Raw genomic sequence first — 16,500 nt, forward strand, 5'->3', positions numbered from 1 at the left:
AAGCTGCGCAATCGCATCGAACGGACCATCGGTAAACTCAAGCAGCTACGCCGTATCGCCACACGATACGATCGCATCCCGCAAAACTATCTCGCTAGCCTATGCCTCGCTGCCCTCAGCTTCTGGTGCTGAATGTCGATTCAGCCTAGGGCCTGCCTTCGTCCTTCAGCCTTGCTTCCAGCTCGGGCCATTCCTCGTCGCTAGAGATAAAATAGCCAAAGGTGCTGGCGGATGTCGCGGCCGTCGATCATCCCGTCAGTGTATAGCTCAAGTCCCAGCCCCTTGCCCTCGATCAGCTCGATCCGGCGAGAGGCACGGCGGTAGCGGGACGGATTGCGGTGCTGGCCATGATCATGCCTTGTCCATTGCGTCGCGTATGTCCTTCTCGGTGATCCCGTAGTCCGCGAGTTCATAGCGATGTTCGCCGTGCTTGCCGGCGGGGTTGGCGGCGAGCCAGTCCTCCATCGCACGCGCCGTCTCGTCGGTCAGTTCGAGCCCGAAGTGATCGTAGATGCGGCGCACGACGTCCATCGGATCGCGATGAAGGTCGCGATGATCGACATCGAGGAACTGGTCGCTCGAGTGCTGCTTGCGGAAGGCCTCTGTCTTCTGCTTCGCCTTGCCCCAATAAGCCACCTCTCGCGGACCCAGCCTGGTCAGGTCGGGATCGGCATATGTCATACGCCGCACGCCCGCCAATACGCTGCAGAGCGACGGCAGCGACTTCATGGGATCGCGATGCGTAATGATCACGCGCGCGTCGGGGAAGGCGTCGAGCAGCGCCTCGATCTGAGCAAAGTGACCGGGGTTCTTGAGAAGCCAGGTGCGATCGTCGTTGAGACCGATCAGCCGGATCGTGTCTGCCAGCCGGCGATAGACTCCGCGCTCGTCCTGCGCCTGATACCAGGCGTCGTATTCGGGCAGGTCATATGACGAGGGCGAACGGTTCGCGACGAAATCGAGTCGCAAAACTTCAAGGCACTCATCGACCTCATCGGCGACCATCTCATGCGAGATGCGCATCTCGGGGATCAGTTCGAAGAACTTGTCCAGCCGTGCCCGCGCTTCCTGATAGCCCTGCTCGTCGTTCCAGTCTGCGCGCGGCGGACGCGGTTTTGGCCACGAGGTCAGCCAGTTGTCGAGACCCTGGAACTGCGGATCGACCGAAAGCAGTTTGTGCAGCGCCGTAGTGCCGGTGCGCGGCACGCCGCAGATCACCAGCGGCGCGGGAATGCTGCGCTGTTTGTATTCGGGGTGCTTCTTCCACTCGTCCTCGCGGATAAGCCGGCCGCACAGCGCCGTAACAAGATCTCCGTGATACATGGCGCGGCCCACATCGGACAATTCCGGCGAGGCCAAATGCGCTGCCAGCATGGCGAAAGGCTCGCGGTAATCGCGGGGTCCGAAATTGCTCAGCCCGGTGTGCGCCATCGCTTCGCGATGGAGTTGTTCGACCGTTGCCTCGAGGTCAAATGGGGTCAGGTCAGCCTGCATTTTTCATGGCCTCATCCTCGTTAGATGCGCTGGAGCTGTCCCTTGCACATAATCATGGTGGTGGCTTTCAGCCGCCAGCAGTTCTTCACAACCAGGGATCGACCTGAACCTTGACTTCGGTGGATCCATTCGCGCGCATGCTCATGATCTTGTCGGGCACAGCGACGAGCGGGATCGGATCGCCCACCCACGCGCGCGGCTCCAGATGGCCGCGATCGAGCATGTCGGCCGTCGCCTGGAACTCGCCGAGCGAATAGGCCATCGAGAAGATCAGATGGACCTGCTTCCACGTCGCCAGTGCAGGAAGCACCGGGTCGGGCTTGGTGCAGAAGCCCAGCGATATGACGGTGCCATCCGTGCGGACATGATTGATCGCCTGTGCCAGGCCGCCTTGCACGCCGATGCATTCAAACACCACGTCCGGCTGGCCGCCGAGCGCCGCTTTGACCTCCTCCACTTCATTCTCGCCTGTCAGGATGAAGGCGTCAGCGCCGATATGCAGGGCTTCCTGCTCTTTCTTGCGCGAACGCGCGATGACCGCCATCTTCCCGGCGCCGAGCTTGCGCGCCCAGTAGGCTGCGGCCAGGCCGATGCCGCCCGCGCCCGTCACCAGCACGCGCGCACCCGGCGGCATCTTCGCCAGCGCGACGCCGTGCAGGCCGACGGCCAGCGGCTCGACCAGTGCGCCATCCGCCATTGACAGCGACGACGGCAGCTTCACCGAGGTGCGGCCGACAGTCCGCACATATTCAGCGAAAGCGCCGGTGCAGTTGATCATCTTCTCCGGATGCTTGCAGAATAGCGGCAGACCTTCGACGCAGGGCCTGCACTGGCCGCATCCCGCCGAGGGCATGCCCGTAACGATGTCGCCTATCTTGTAGTCATCCACGCCCGCGCCCATCGCTACGACTTCGCCGGCATATTCATGACCCAACGCGGTATCGATCAGATACCATCCGTGCTGCTCTGTCAGGCGAACATCCGATCCGCAGATGCCGCAACGCCCGACCTTCAAGATCAGCTCGCCCGGGCCCGGCGTGGGATCGGGAACGGTTTCCAGAGCTATCGGCTTGTCGGGACCACGAAACATCACCGCGCGCATTCAGCTTTCCTCATCCCATGATCGGCGGGCGGGCATGATCACTCCGCATTCTTCGATCCGATCTCTATACAAAAGCATTCATCATGCAGTTGCCATATGGCAATATGGCTGGCTTTTTGATCGATGTGGAGCACATTGACGTAAAGGACTATGCGATCACCACCGCGCTCGTGAGAATGAGGCGGACGAGATGCGCTTGACCTCGGGGTGCCCGTTTTGGCATTTAGAGCGGTTTTTCTATATCTGTGGAGGGAGCCCCTCCATTCGCGGCGTAACCAACTGCGACTGCTTGGTAATCAGGCTCCCCAGAGTCCGAACGGCGCCGATCGCCTTTCCCTCCACAAAAACTTTCTTTTATTGAGCAAACCAATGTTTAAGCTGGATCCTGGCGGGGTTACGTTTCGACGCCTATTCACGACTAGACGGGCGGACCAACCGGTATGACACCATTCCGGTCTGCCCCAGCACAGGAGTTCCACCATGAACGCGCCGGTAGTGCTCAGCCCCAAGCCCGATCACGTCCCTGATGACGTGGTCTACGATTATGATCTTTACGAGGCGCCGTCCGAGGTCACCGGTGACATTCAGGTGGAGATCGCACAGCGACTGCATGCGGGTCCCGACATCTTTTGGACACCGCGCAACAGTGGACACTGGGTGCTGGTCCGCGCAGAGGATATCGACGTCGCGCAACGCAACGGCGCTCTATTCTCGATGCGAGAGATCAGCCTGCCCAAGGGGACGACGCCGGTTCTGAACATTCCACTAGAGACCGACGACCCGGAGCATCTGGCCTATCGGGCGGTGCTCCAGCCGGCATTCGCCCCCGCCGAGATCATGAAGCTCGAGACGCAAGTCCGCGATCTGGCGATCAGCCTCATCGAAGGCTTCATCGGCCGTGGACAATGCGAGTTCGTGACTGAATTCGCCGCGATCCTGCCGATCGTGATATTCATGCGGATGGCCGACCTTCCGGATGAAGACAGGGCGGACCTGCTCGCATGGTCTGACGCCGCGGTTCACCCGACCAGCTTCGAGAACCGGCAGTGGGGCTATGGCAGCATGGCCACCTATCTCGAAAAGCTGATGGCGGAGCGCGCCGACAGCGACGCAGGGGACGTGATCTCGCAGGTCATGCGCGGCCGTGTGTTCGATCGCGACATGACCTATAGCGAACGCCACAGCATGAACATGAACGCCCTGCTTGGGGGGCTCGACACCGTCATGTCGACAATGGGTTTCATGGCCGGCTTCCTGGCGCGGCATCCCGATCACCGTCGGCAACTGACCGAGAACCCGTCGATGGTACCCAAGGCGATCGATGAACTCATGCGCTATTACGGCGCAACGGGGACGGCCCGGGTGGTCACCGAGGACACCGTCTACAAGGGGCTGACATTCAAGAAGGATGACCGCGTCCTTGTCCAGTCGATGTTCCACGGCCAGGATCCGCGCCGCTTCCCCGATCCCACAGTGGTGAACTTCCAGCGCAAGGACGTGCGCCACGCCGCGTTCGGCCAAGGCACGCATCGTTGCATCGGCGCGCTGCTCGCGCGGCTCGAAATGCGTGTCTTCATCGAGGAGTGGTTGAAGCGCATCCCCGATTTCCGCATCACCGAAGGCGTAGCGCCGGTGGTCGAGCGCGGAATGGTGAACAGTATGCGCAAGCTCTCGCTGAGCTGGGAGGTGCCGTCGGCCTGATCGGACAGCGGCGGTCGCTTCAGGTGGCCGCCCGCCGCTCGAGCGCGCCCACCAGATCGGCCAGGAACCCTGCGTCGACGCCCTTGTAGAACTCGACCGCAGCCTGCAGATATCTCGATCACGGTCGATTAGTGCGACTGGTTGGCGATCGAGCACCACCCACCATTGGCATGGCGCTGCCCTATAGTGCACCGGAGCTACGGCTGGCGCCTACGCGCCTGGCCCGGGCGTCTCTCCTGGTTTGGCGCGATATTGTAGATGTCGAAATCGACCACATGGTCCGGATGACGTTCGCGGGCCTCGGCGTTTTCGACTTCGAGGCTAGCTGGGTAGCGTTCGTCCGGCGCCGAGCACCGGACCGGGCGTGAAGCGCACCGGGATCCTGGCCCAGCCATTGACCGCCGCAATCGTATGATAGCGTTCGGCGCCGTCCTCGATCACCTCATAGTCCGGAATGCGGTCGAGCACCGCGAACAACATGATCTCGAACAGCATGCGCGCGAAATGCGACCCGACGCAGCGGTGCATGCCGAGGCCGAAGGCGACATGGAGGTTGCGCGTCCGATCGATCACGAAGCGATCGGCGTCCTCGAACTCCCCGTCGTCGCGATTGGCCGATGCGAGCGAGATGAGCACGCGCTCGCCCGCGGCGATCGTCTGCCCGGCCAGCGCATTTCCGCGCGTCACGGTCCGCCCCTGATTTTGCACGGGTGTGTAGAAGCGCAGGAATTCCTCGGTGGCCGAGGCGAAAAGCGACGGGTCGTCGATCAGCCGCTTCCGGTCGGCGCGAGCAACGTGGAGATGCCAGAAAGCGTTCGCCGTTAGGGACGTCGTGGTGTCAACGCCGCCAGCGACGACTTGGACAAGAAGCTCCACGGCCTCCTCATCGGTATATCGGCTTCCGTCCGGCTTCAGGGCGGTAACGATGCTGGAGGCGAGATCGTCGAGCGGATTCTCTCGCCGCTGTCGAACCAGGTCGCCGAGCTGGCCTTGGATCCATCCAATACCCTCTACCGCCCGATCGAGCTCGGCAGTGCCCGGCCGGCTGGACGGATAGTCGTGAAACGGTGTCGCGAATTGCGCCCAATGATCGAGCGGTAGCCCGACCAGTTGCATCGTCATGAGCGCTGGAAGCGGATTCGCCAGGTGGAGCACGAGATCCATCTCGCCAGAGGCGATATGGCGATCGATCAGGAGCGAGGTGAACTCGCGCGCGCGCTGCTGATAGGCGAGCACGGCCTTCGGCCCGAGCGCGCGGTTGAGCAGCATGCGCGGGCCTTCCCAATCGGGCAGGTCCAGCTCAGTGGGGTAAAGGGGGAAGGGCAAGGGCGGGATGCCGATCCCGCCATCGAGCTTGCCGGACGCATCGTGGAAGCGGCCCGATGAGAAAGTCTTCGGGTCACGGAGCGCCGTGAAGACCTCCTTATATCCGGAAATCAGCCAAAAGCCGCCATGATGGCTCGACCAGGCGACGGGGCTCAGGTCGCGCGCGGCACGAAAATGGGTGGCGGCGTGCGCCGCATGTTCGGGCGAATGCTGGTCGAAATCGATCCGGATCCGAGAATCTTCCGTGGTCACGCCCATGATCGCAAGCCCTCTCCCATCGTGCTCTTCTGTCCGATCGAATGCGCCTTCGCCGCGGCCGTGACACTCGACCTGCTCGTCGGCAGCCGATCGATGTTAAATGGTATCGATCGGCCGTCAAGGCGCGTGCGGCGCGATCAGGCTACGGAAATCAATCATCATCCGGTCGCCGTTCAGCTACCACCGTGAGCAAAAGCCCGCAGATATTCCTTCGCAAACCTATCCATGACCCGCTTTTTGTCGTCGAGCGACGAGTGGAGACCGAGCTCCATTACGAAGGGGAAAGTCACGGTTGCATCCATTCCCTGCTCATGCAGACGCTTGAGCTCGTCGACTGTGGCAACGCGCGTCAGCGGGAACATCGTCTCGAATGGTAGCTGGGCTCGCCCGGCCTCTTCGCGAAGGAGGCGCAACCGGGTGATGATCGCAGGGATCTCCTCCGGCAGGTTGCCCCCACCGATCCAACCATCGCCGAGCCGAGCCGCACGTCGCCACGCGACTTCGCTCGATCCCCCTATATAAATGGGCGGGTTGTAGCCGGGCATCGGATCGATCCGGATCGCATCGAATGCGTAGAATTCGCCGCGATGCTCGACACTGCCGCCCCGCCACAATTTGCGGGTCACCTCGATCGCTTCGTCGAGGCGCTCACCGCGCCGCTCAAAGGGCACGCCGGCTGCGTCGAACTCCTCCCGCATCCAGCCCGGCGCGACACCGATTATCGCGCGGTTCCCGGAGAGTAGAGCGAGCGTACCCGTCGCCTTGGCGGTTACGATCGGGTGGCGCGTGGCCATCGTGTAGATGCCGGCCACCAAACGCAGCCGACTGGTTACCGCCGCCTGCGCCGCCATTGTCACCCAGAGATCAGGATAGGGCCAGTCGTTCGGCATCGGCGGTGCGCCATCGGGCGTCATCGGGTATCGGCTACGCAGGGTTTCGGGGAAGCAGAAATGATCACCATGCATCACCCCGTCAAAGCCGAGTTCCTCGGCATGACGCGCGCAATGTACCTGCTGGTCGATCTCGATCCAACTCAGATTCTGCCAGAACTTCAGGTCATCCTCCTAGACTTAGACGCCGCTAGCCCCGCTTCGAGTGCCTCTGGACCGCTAATCGCATGCCGTCCCATACGATGCGTCTCGTCAACGGCTACCCATAAACACGCCATGCAACCTCGTTCGAACGGACGATTACAAGCGCGCGTCGAGCGGGCCCAACATCCTCGTCAACAACGAGGTGGCGGTGCTATCGGAGGATATGACGTTGCTCGATACGCCGATCGAGAGCTGGGACCGCATCGGGGCGGTAAACCCGCGCGGCGTCTTTGTCGCCTCCAATTCCGCGGTGCCCCACATGCTGGCCCGCGGCAACCGCTCGATCGTCAACATGTCGTCGAGATCAGGCCGCTACGCCGGATAAGGGAGCAGTCGAATGAACGATCTACGCCTCTCGCTGGAGCACATGACCGTGCTTGGCCTTTCACCGACTCAGATTGTCGATACGGCCGAAAAGCTTGGAGTCGAGTTGATTAGCCTCATTCTCGATACCGGCTCGTACAGGATAGCGGCGCCGTCCTTCCTCGAGCGTCCCGGTCTCACCGACGAGATGGTCGCCCGGCTTAAATCGAGCCGGGTCAGGATTCATGCGGCCGAAGGCTTTCTGATCGACAGCAACTTCGACGCGGAGCGCTTCCAGCGGCTCATTGAAATCTCTGCACGGCTCGGGGTGGATCGCGGTATCGTAATGATCAGCGATCCGGAGCGTGACCGAGCCACTGATCAGTTCGGCCGGCTCTGCGAGATGGCGCAGCCCTATGATTTGCAGATTTCGCTCGAGTTCGTTGCCTTCGCAGAAGTGTCGACGCTCTCGGAGGCCTGCGGGATCGTGGAGGCGACCGCGGCGGCAAACGCGGCGGTTTCGGTCGACATCCTCCACTTGATGAGAACTGGCGGCTCACCTGCCGATCTCGAGCGCGACGGGCTGCGCTTTGGCGCAGCGCAGCTCTGCGACGGGCCACGGACGCTGCCGCGGGACCGATGGGAGCATGAGGCGGTCAGCAGCCGGCTGGTCCCCGGAACGGGAGAGTTCCCGATCACCGCCTTCTTGCAGGCATTGCCGGCGAACCTCGTCGTCGGCGTGGAAGTGCCCCAAGGCATCCCGGTTACCAGCCCGCAGCTGCTGGCCGAGGCACGCCGCAGCATTGAGGCGGCAAGGGCGGTGAGCGGCCGCTTGCGCTAGAGGCGGCCGAAGCCGGTATGACCATCGGCGTGGAGATCACTCCGGAACGCCCGCAGGTGCTCAGCCGGGGCGCTCGGCCTTGCGGTGGTAAAACGCACCGCAGGTCATGCCTCGCCGCCAGCATCACGCTTGATAGTCGAAGCTATGATCGAAATTCTCGACAAGGGCGTCGAGCTTGTCGGTCGAAAACCCGTTGGTCGGCGTAAATATGCGACTCCCCGGTGAGGAACAATTATCGTCGCAGTTGCTGGCGTCGCACGTTGAACCATCCTTCATCCGAAGGGACGAGGAGCGCGCAGGCGCGAGGATCTATGCCTCCTCGAGGCCGGTCAGGAAAACCTTCGCTTCTGCTGTTTGACATAGCTCGGCACTGACTGATTTCGCCCTCATTTTGAGCGATTATGCCCTCCCCAAGCCAAGGCCAATCCCATAACTGGATCGCAAATGGTCATAAGGCCAGCCGGAGCATTTCGACGTGTGCAAAGCACCGAAATCCTTCTGCGCTTCGGGTTTCGAGGGAGGACAATATGCAACGATCATCGCTATATCTGTGTGGATCGGCGCTGGCGCTCGTATCTGCGCCTTTGCTGGCGCAGAAATCGTCTGATGCCGCGGGGCCTTCACCAACGACTGGACCCGCTTCGATGCAAGGCCAGGGTGGTCTTGAAGAAATCATTGTCACCGCACGGCGAGTCGAGGAAAATCAGCAAAAAGTCCCCATCGCGGTTACGACCATTGCTGGCGCGGCGCTGCAACAGCGCAACGTCGATCGCGTAAACGATCTTCAGTTCAGCGTGCCCAATCTCCAGATCAGGCAAAATCAAATCACCCCGTCGATTGCAGAGTTTTCCCTTCGCGGTCAGCGCCAGCAATTTTACACCGATGAGAATGTCGTTGCCTATGTCAATGGCGTTCCGCAGGGTACGCGCGCACTGACCCTATACGACATGCAGAGCGTGCAGGCGTTGAAGGGGCCGCAAGGTACGCTATTTGGCAAGAATTCGATGGGCGGCGCCATGGTGTTCGCCACGACGCGTCCGGCCTTCGAAACCTCGGGCCGGATCGAATTGGAATATGGCAATTATGACCGGAAAACCGCGCTGGGCATCTTCAATACCCAGTTGGTCCAAGACAAGGTCGCGGTCCGCTTTGCAGGAAATATCGAACGGCGCGACGGCGTCTACAAAAATTCCTTTCCAGGCGGGAAGGACGCTAATAACCGCCATAGTGAAAGCGCCCGCTTGACGTTGCTGGTGAAGCCTGATGATCGCTTCGAAAGCCTGACGACTTTTGACTTCCTGCATCGCGATGAACTGCAGACCCCGACTCTGGTCGAAGCGGCGAATCTCCTTCATCCCTTCGGTGGTCTGGTCGCCCAGGGTGTGACCCAGCAAAGCGCGCTGGGCGGAGGAGTTCCGGTTCTTGCCGCAGACGCGGCGGGAAACGCCAATGCCTTGCTTGTCCGCAGGGGCAACCCATATCGGATCGAAACGCCGACGGGTATCGGCACTACAATTCCAAGCGGCGGCGTATATGACCCGCTTCAGGCATTGGGAACTTATGTGAAATCTTTTGGCGTCTCCAACAACACCTCGTTCGAACTGAGCGATAATCTGACGATCCGGAACATCATATCCTACCGCCACGAGCGTTCATTCGATCATCAGGATACGTCGGGCATTGGTGGGTTTACGGTCAATCTTGGACCGTTCTTCGGTCTCCCAAACATCACCGTTCCAGGCCATTTCATTGACTTCACACCTAATTACAACCAGAGGGACAAGACCTTTACGGACGAGCTTCAGATCATTGGCGAGTATCGTGATTTGAAGTTCATCGTAGGGGGTTTCTACAGCCATCTGGACAAATTCTTCTCAAACGTATCCAGTGCCATGGCCGGACCTTTCGATTTCACTGGCGCCGGGCCCCGCTATGACGATGAGTTTACCAAGGTCTCTTCCAAGGCCATTTTTGGCCAGGGAACGTACGATTTCTCAACGATCGGGCTTGAAGGCGTGCGCCTGACGCTTGGCGGACGTTATACCTCGGACAACAAGAAATATCTGGGCCACAACTTTTTCGCGAACGGCAACAACGCAAGTTTCCAGGTCTGGTCGCAGGCAGCGCCAGGATCAGTCTGCAATTATGGCAATGGCACCGGCCTCAGCGGATCGAGTGTGAGCAACGCCAATGAATGCGCGATCCGGGCCGAGAAAACCTTCAAGGCCTTCACCTGGACAGCCTCGCTTGAATATCAGGTGACTCAGAACACCCTCGTCTATCTCGCGAACCGTCGCGGTTACAAGGCAGGCGGGCCGAACCCGACGACCGCCAACCTTGATTTCACCATGTGGGGGTCGGAGCGCCTCACCGATTTTGAAGTGGGCCTGAAGCATCAGGGCTATATTGGCACCGTTCCTTACCGCCTGAACATTGCGGCTTTCACCGGCAAGTACACGGACATCCAGACGCAGGATATCGTACAGTTTTGCGCCAATGCCGCGTGCAGCAGCACCTTTACCGATCTGATTATCTTCAACGTCGGCAAGGCGCGGATCAGGGGCGTCGAAATCGATGGATCAATCAAGCCGATCCCCGATCTGACGCTTGATTTCGGCTATTCCTACCAGGTTGGCCGTTACGGGAAGGGTTCGGTGATCCCACAGCCGCGCGACCCGAATCGTCCGGTCAACGACTTCGCCGATCCCTCGTCACCGGCCTCCAATCCGATCGACTATGCGGGCGGCGTGAACCTGGCCGGCACGGAGTTTCCCGGGGTGCCGCGCCAGACGTTTACGGCGGCCGCGACCTATAAAATGGCGTTCATTCCGGAGAGCTTCGCAAAGACATTGCTCAGCGCCAACTACGCGATCCGTTCCAAGACCAAGGGCATTCAGGCTGTCGGTGTGTATCCAACTCCGGGCTTCGATGTCCTCAATACGAGGCTTTCGTTCAACGAACTGTTCGAATCTGGCGTTTCTCTGGCGTTCTGGGTTCAAAACCTTACGAAAGAGGTCTATCGTGTTTCGTGCGCGGACAATCTGAGCACGCTTGGTTTTGCCCAATGTCGCTGGGGTGAACCGCGGACATATGGCGTGACCGGATCCGTCAAATTCTAAGCCACTTCCGCTCTGATCTCGCGTGAGGGCATATAAGAAGGCCTCCGATCTTTGTGAACGGAGGCCTTCTATTTGCTCATCCCGCCATAGATGCGGGACCATTGCCGATTCGCGCATTGTCGGCGAGGCGACAGACATCGCCGCATCTTCCTGCACAAGGCGGAAGCGACGTCCCAACAGACGATGGATGTCGCGCAATCGCCGGCAAAGGATGTGATCGAGCGGAACCAATTTCGATAGGCGAAGGCATGACCAAACAACCGATCGTCAACGCCACACCGAAAAGAGCGCCGCAACCATTTATCTCGGCGACGGCCGTCCTGATTGTCGGCGCATTATTCCTGTGGGGCGGCGGCAAGCTTCTGCTCCTTGGCGGGTCGGCCTATTATCTTATTTCCGGCCCGATCTTGCTCGCGGTCGCGATCCTGCTGTTCCGGCGCAGGACGTCGGGCTACGCCCTCTATGGGGTCTTCCTGCTCGGCACGGCGGTGTGGGCACTGGCCGAGACCGGCCCGCAATTCTGGCCGCTCTTCGCCCGCCTGGGCGCACCGCTGATTCTGGGAATGGGAATGGTCATGCCCTGGCTGTTCCGCCGGTTCGGGTTGGTGAAGATGACGGGTGGCGGGCTGTTGTGCGTGGCGCTCGGAACCGCCGTGGTGTTGGTGGCCTTGCGGCCGGCCAATCCGAACGGCGGCGCGATCCCCTCAATTGACCAACCGGCAGCCGACTGGACGACCTACGCCGGCGACCTCGGTGCCGCCCGCTTTTCGGCTCTCGGACAGATCGGCCGCGACAATGTCGGCCGCCTGGAGCGTGCATGGGTATATCGCACCGGAGATTTCCCCGGCCCGGCGGACGCAAGCATCGCCTGGACCTTCGAGGCGACACCGCTGCAGATCGGCAATCGCCTCTTCATCTGCACAGCACACACCCAGGTCCATGCCATCGACGCCACCACCGGGCGCCGCCTGTGGGTATATGATCCCAAGGTCGACGACGGTTGGTCGCCGCTCAAGGCATGCCGCGGCGTTGCCTATTATGCGACGTCAGGCAAGGGCGGCGATGAGGGGGCGATCTGCCGCGAGCGCATCATCTCCCCCATCACCAACGGCGGGCTGCAGGCTCTTGACGCTACCAGCGGCCAGCCCTGCCCCCAGTTCGGCGCGCATGGCCGTATCGACCTCAAGCATGGATTGGGTCTGGTGCGGCCAGGATATTATTTCACGACATCCGCCCCTCTGGTCATCGGCGACAAGATCATCGTCGGCGCGTTCGTCATGGACGGCGCCGAGGTGGGCGTACCGTCCGGCGTCATTCGCGCCTTCGACGCCGTCACCGGCAAGCTGGCCTGGGCCTGGGATCTGGGCGCCAGCGAAGTAGCGGAAATTAACAGGAACAGGCCCGGCGGAGGCGATTTCGCGCGTGGAACGCCCAATGCCTGGGCCCCGCTGACCGCCGACCCACAACTCGGTATGGTCTATGTGCCGCTCGGCAATGCCACCCCCGATTTCTATGGCCGCCATCGCTCGCCATCGATGGAACGCTTCGGCAGCGCCCTCGTCGCGCTCGATGTCGCGACGGGAAAGTTGCGGTGGAGTTTCCAGACCATCCATCACGATTTATGGGACCAAGACATTCCTGCGCAGCCAACGCTGGTCGATTTTCCGACGGCCCACGGCTCGGTACCCGCGCTGATCCAGCCGACCAAGCGCGGCGAACTGTTCGTGCTTGACCGCCGCACAGGCAAGCCAGTCGTTCCGGTCGCGGAAAGGCCGGTTCCGCAGGGCGCCGTACCTGGCGACTTCACCGCCAAGACCCAGCCGTTTTCCACGGGCATGCCGAGCCTGCTTCCACCGCCGCTCAGTGAGGCCTCCGCTTGGGGCATGACCCCGCTCGATCAGCTCTGGTGCCGCATCCGCTTCCGCGAACTGCGTTATGAAGGGCCGCTGACACCACCTTCCATGCAGGGCACGATCTCCTATCCGGGCAGCGCCGGCATCATCAGTTGGGGCGGAGTCACGCTCGACAAGCAGCGTGGGATTTTGATCGTCAACAGCAGCCACACGCCCTTTAAGACGACGCTCATCCCGCGGGCCAAGGCTGACAAAATGGGTCTGAGCATCGCTCCGAACTCGGAAAGGGCATCCGATGCCAGTCGGGGCTCGCCGGAGAAGCAGAGTGGGGCCAGTGCTGGACTTCCCCAGGTCGGCACTCCTTATGCCGCGCAGGCGGTACCGTTCCTGTCGCCGCTCGACGTCCCGTGCATCCAGCCGCCCTGGGGCCGACTTACCGCCATTGATCTAGCGACACGCAAGATCATCTGGCATCAGGCCTTCGGCACATCGAGCGACACAGGCCCGATGGGCATGCGGGTCGGCCTGCCGTTCCCCATTGGCGTGTTCAACACCGGCGGATCGGTCGCGTTGTCCAGCGGGGTCTTCTTCATAGCCGCGGCGCAGGATCGATATCTGAGGGCCTACGATACGGTCACTGGACGAGAGCTGTGGCGTGGCCGCCTCCCCGCCGGCGGACAGGCGACCCCCATGACCTACTATTCCGCCAAGACCCGCCGCCAATATGTCGTGATCGCCGCTGGCGGCCATGCGGGCATTGGAACGCAGGTAGGCGACTATGTCATTGCGTACCGCCTGTAGCGAGGCAAAAGTGGGAATTCGCCGCTTGCTACTTCGCCGCGGTCGTCCGTTCCGATGTTGACAGGGTACGAAGGCGGAGCATGATTGGGGGCAACCTCGCGAGAGGATTTTCCGCTCCGGGCCATGAGCATTGCGAGAGGATGTGAAATGAGCTTCTACGTGGATGCCGAAGCCTATCATGTCGCCCATGTCGTACCTGATCTGGACACAGCCGTAGACCGGCTGCTGGATTCGGGTTTCGGTCCAGCGCATTTCATCCGCGGAACGGAGATGAGGGCGCGTTATCGCGGCGAGATGATCAACATCCGTGTTTCAGCGGCCTTCGTCGTTGTTGCAGGTCTGCTGACGGAGATCGTAACGCAAGACGACGACACCCGATCGACCTTTACGGATTTCATCCGGCTTCATCCGTCCGGCGCTCTGCACCATGTCGCTTATATGAGCGACGACTTCCAGGCGACCCTCAAGGAGGTGGCGGCGCGCGGGCTGACGCTGGTCCCGCACATGGAATATGTCGATGCCAATGGCAGCGCCTTCGAATCCTATTATGAGCCTGAAGGCAAGCCGGATGCCCTGCTGCTGCAACTGGCGCTGCCGAGCCCCCTGGATCACGTCTATAAGAAGATCGTCGACATCGCCGAGCATTGGGACGGCACTGATCCCAAACGCGATTTCTGGGCGTTGGTACCGGAAGGGGTGCCATGACGACACATCGTCGCCCCGTGTTGGAGAAGTTCACCCGTTCGCCTCGAATGCCCGGTGAGGCGATGCGGGTCGGGCCGCCGCGATCAAGCGGCGATCAGCCGCCGAACGAACTGGACTTGATTCCGTTGCAGGTGGCGAAAGCCCTTGTCGATATCATGGGCCAGACCCGGCTGAATACCGAAGTGGTGCTGACCAATGCCGGGCTCGATCAACTCGCCCAAGCGCTCCGCGATGGCGGGCCAGTCACCATTCCACGCCCAATCTTTGCCGCCCTCGCCGACCAATGCGTCGTCGCCCTTCACAATTACGCCTGCGAGCGCGAAAATCTGCGCGCCCTACCTTACAGCTATTTCCACTTGCTGTGCACGTCACTCATCGCAACGCCGGACTTGCGAACCGCCATCCAGATCGCTTCCCAATTCGAAGAAATGATGCTCGAAGGCCGGGGCGCGATGCGTCTCGCCATCGTCGGGGATGAGGCAATCCTCACGCTCGATCTTGGTCATGCCGTGCGGGATCTGCCGACGCTTCTGGTCATGATGTTTGCGCTGGGATCTTTTCATCGGATCTTCAGTTGGCTAATACGCGACGAAATCCGCTTGTCCGATGTGTTCCTTGATTTTCCGGCGGCGCTTGCGCAGCCGGCTTTCAACATACTGTTTCAGCAGGAACCCAAGCTGGAGCAGAAGCAAAGCGCGATCGCATTTTCACGAGCTTATCTCGATCGCCCCGTGTCGCGCACCTTCGGGGAGTTGACCGAGCTGTTCGAATACTTTCCCTTCGACCTGTTCCCGCCTTCCTACAATCAGGAAAGCTTGATCGAGCGGGTACGCAGGGCGACGAACCTTGCGCTTAGCTGGAATGAGGATCTACCCAAGGTGGATCAGCTCGCCCGATCCTTCGGGATGAGTGCGCCGACCCTGCGCCGGCGGCTCGCCCATGAGCATGCCACCGTCAATGCCATCCGGAAGGAATGCCGTATGAAGCTGGCGGAGCGCCTCCTCTGCGGCTCGAAGCTGACAATCGACCAGATCGCCTACCGGTGCGGGTTCTCCGATATCACGGCTTTCCGGCGCGCCTTCGGCGGCTGGTTCGCCACGACGCCGAGCGACTATCGAGCGAAGGCGGCGAAGGAACGTGGCACGGTCAGGATGGGTGCCGCCAGCTGAGCCTCAGCCTGCGCACTGGAATTTACCATATCTCGTTCGCGTGCCGGCAGTTCCGCGTCGGCGATGCTGAAATCCTCGGCCGGTGGGGCGGACTTAACCTATTCGTCGACGATGGTCGGGTCGAACTTTACTCCGACGTCGTCGCCCGAGCTATCAAACCTCAAGTTCTGACACGCAAGAACGCGCCGCTCCCGCTGGACACAATGTCGGCGGCTTCTTGAGATCTACCCGAACGACCTTCCGCGAGCGGGTCAGGCAGCCGGTGGCACGGATCTCGCCCGAAGCTTACAGCGTGATTGGTCTGCAGATAATCGTCGTAGCGCGACATGTCGTGGGTGTGGAGCGGCCCATGCGCGCCCGCGATGCCGGCATTGTTGAAGTACCACTCAACTTAGTTTCGGATTGGGCTCTGATTTTGTAATCGCCTCGAAAGTCTGGGTGTAGTGATGGTCGAGCAAGGCGATCGCGCGATCGGCATCGCGATTGATGCATGCATCGACCAGATCGCGATGTTCCTGCAGCTCGTTCCGCTCGAGGACCTGCTCCAGCGCGAGGAGGCGATAGCGTTCCGCGGCGTCGAACAACTGGGCGCTGATCCGCTTTATCCAGCGGCTGCCGCAGCCGTCGATGAGAGCAAGATGGAAGTCCTTGTGCCGGCTTTCCCATTCCGAGCTTTCATTCTGGCCGGTCTCGCCGCGATGTGTCCGTGACAGGCGATGGAGCGCCAGTATGAG

Annotated in this window: 12 protein-coding genes and 1 pseudogene; 8 read left to right on the forward strand and 5 right to left on the reverse strand. The window is 61.1% G+C overall.

Going from position 1 to position 16,500, the window contains the following annotated elements; genetic code table 11:
• Positions 1-351 precede the first annotated feature (351 nt).
• The gene (locus tag AC1DQK_RS18850; RefSeq protein WP_477873358.1) at positions 352-1,494 is read right to left on the reverse strand and encodes a sulfotransferase family protein; all 1,143 of its coding nucleotides are present in this window, start codon (positions 1,492-1,494) and stop codon (positions 352-354) included.
• An 85-nt stretch (positions 1,495-1,579) separates the two neighbouring features.
• Entirely contained in the window at positions 1,580-2,596 is a 1,017-nt protein-coding gene (locus tag AC1DQK_RS18855; protein WP_477873360.1) for a zinc-binding dehydrogenase, read from the reverse strand.
• 480 nt (positions 2,597-3,076) lie between these two features.
• Between AC1DQK_RS18855 and AC1DQK_RS18860 the strand changes: the two genes are divergently transcribed.
• The gene (locus tag AC1DQK_RS18860; RefSeq protein ID WP_477873362.1) at positions 3,077-4,297 is read left to right on the forward strand and encodes a cytochrome P450; all 1,221 of its coding nucleotides are present in this window, start codon (positions 3,077-3,079) and stop codon (positions 4,295-4,297) included.
• Positions 4,298-4,618: 321 nt separating this feature from the next.
• Here AC1DQK_RS18860 and AC1DQK_RS18865 read toward each other — a convergent pair whose 3' ends face one another.
• A complete protein-coding gene (locus AC1DQK_RS18865) occupies positions 4,619-5,875 on the reverse strand; it encodes a cytochrome P450 (RefSeq protein WP_477873364.1) in 1,257 nt (418 codons plus the stop codon).
• Positions 5,876-6,054: 179 nt separating this feature from the next.
• Positions 6,055-6,936, reverse strand: a complete 882-nt coding sequence (locus AC1DQK_RS18870) for a TIGR03619 family F420-dependent LLM class oxidoreductase (protein ID WP_477873376.1) — start codon at positions 6,934-6,936, stop codon at positions 6,055-6,057.
• Positions 6,937-7,099: 163 nt separating this feature from the next.
• Between AC1DQK_RS18870 and AC1DQK_RS18875 the strand changes: the two genes are divergently transcribed.
• The 7 genes and pseudogenes from AC1DQK_RS18875 to AC1DQK_RS18905 form a co-directional block, all read left to right on the forward strand.
• Positions 7,100-7,300, forward strand: coding sequence for an SDR family NAD(P)-dependent oxidoreductase (locus AC1DQK_RS18875; RefSeq protein ID WP_477873378.1), 201 nt, complete (start codon positions 7,100-7,102; stop codon positions 7,298-7,300).
• 12 nt (positions 7,301-7,312) lie between these two features.
• On the forward strand, positions 7,313-8,119 hold the full coding sequence (locus tag AC1DQK_RS18880; RefSeq protein WP_477873366.1) for a sugar phosphate isomerase/epimerase family protein: 807 nt from the start codon (positions 7,313-7,315) through the stop codon (positions 8,117-8,119).
• Positions 8,120-8,646: 527 nt separating this feature from the next.
• Positions 8,647-11,238, forward strand: coding sequence for a TonB-dependent receptor (locus AC1DQK_RS18885; protein WP_477873367.1), 2,592 nt, complete (start codon positions 8,647-8,649; stop codon positions 11,236-11,238).
• A gap of 248 nt (positions 11,239-11,486) precedes the next feature.
• A complete protein-coding gene (locus AC1DQK_RS18890; protein ID WP_477873369.1) occupies positions 11,487-13,892 on the forward strand; it encodes a membrane-bound PQQ-dependent dehydrogenase, glucose/quinate/shikimate family in 2,406 nt (801 codons plus the stop codon).
• A gap of 147 nt (positions 13,893-14,039) precedes the next feature.
• Positions 14,040-14,597, forward strand: coding sequence for a VOC family protein (locus AC1DQK_RS18895; RefSeq protein WP_477873371.1), 558 nt, complete (start codon positions 14,040-14,042; stop codon positions 14,595-14,597).
• 20 nt (positions 14,598-14,617) lie between these two features.
• Positions 14,618-15,766, forward strand: coding sequence for a helix-turn-helix transcriptional regulator (locus tag AC1DQK_RS18900; protein ID WP_477873373.1), 1,149 nt, complete (start codon positions 14,618-14,620; stop codon positions 15,764-15,766).
• A gap of 74 nt (positions 15,767-15,840) precedes the next feature.
• Positions 15,841-15,951 (forward strand): annotated as a pseudogene (locus AC1DQK_RS18905) (IS66 family transposase); the annotation flags it as partial.
• 201 nt (positions 15,952-16,152) lie between these two features.
• Here AC1DQK_RS18905 and AC1DQK_RS18910 read toward each other — a convergent pair.
• On the reverse strand, positions 16,153-16,500 hold a 348-nt coding region (locus AC1DQK_RS18910), incomplete at its 5' end, for an FCD domain-containing protein (RefSeq protein ID WP_477873375.1).

This window comes from Rhizorhabdus sp. P4_G5 (assembly GCF_056401065.1).

Bases quoted from the DNA above. Each gene is read 5' to 3' on its own strand.
- AC1DQK_RS18850 (WP_477873358.1), bottom strand. From the start codon at position 1,494: ATGCAGGCTGACCTGACCCCATTTGACCTCGAGGCAACGGTCGAACAA.
- AC1DQK_RS18855 (WP_477873360.1), bottom strand. From the start codon at position 2,596: ATGCGCGCGGTGATGTTTCGTGGTCCCGACAAGCCGATAGCTCTGGAA.
- AC1DQK_RS18860 (WP_477873362.1), top strand. From the start codon at position 3,077: ATGAACGCGCCGGTAGTGCTCAGCCCCAAGCCCGATCACGTCCCTGAT.
- AC1DQK_RS18880 (WP_477873366.1), top strand. From the start codon at position 7,313: ATGAACGATCTACGCCTCTCGCTGGAGCACATGACCGTGCTTGGCCTT.
- AC1DQK_RS18885 (WP_477873367.1), top strand. From the start codon at position 8,647: ATGCAACGATCATCGCTATATCTGTGTGGATCGGCGCTGGCGCTCGTA.
- AC1DQK_RS18890 (WP_477873369.1), top strand. From the start codon at position 11,487: ATGACCAAACAACCGATCGTCAACGCCACACCGAAAAGAGCGCCGCAA.
- AC1DQK_RS18895 (WP_477873371.1), top strand. From the start codon at position 14,040: ATGAGCTTCTACGTGGATGCCGAAGCCTATCATGTCGCCCATGTCGTA.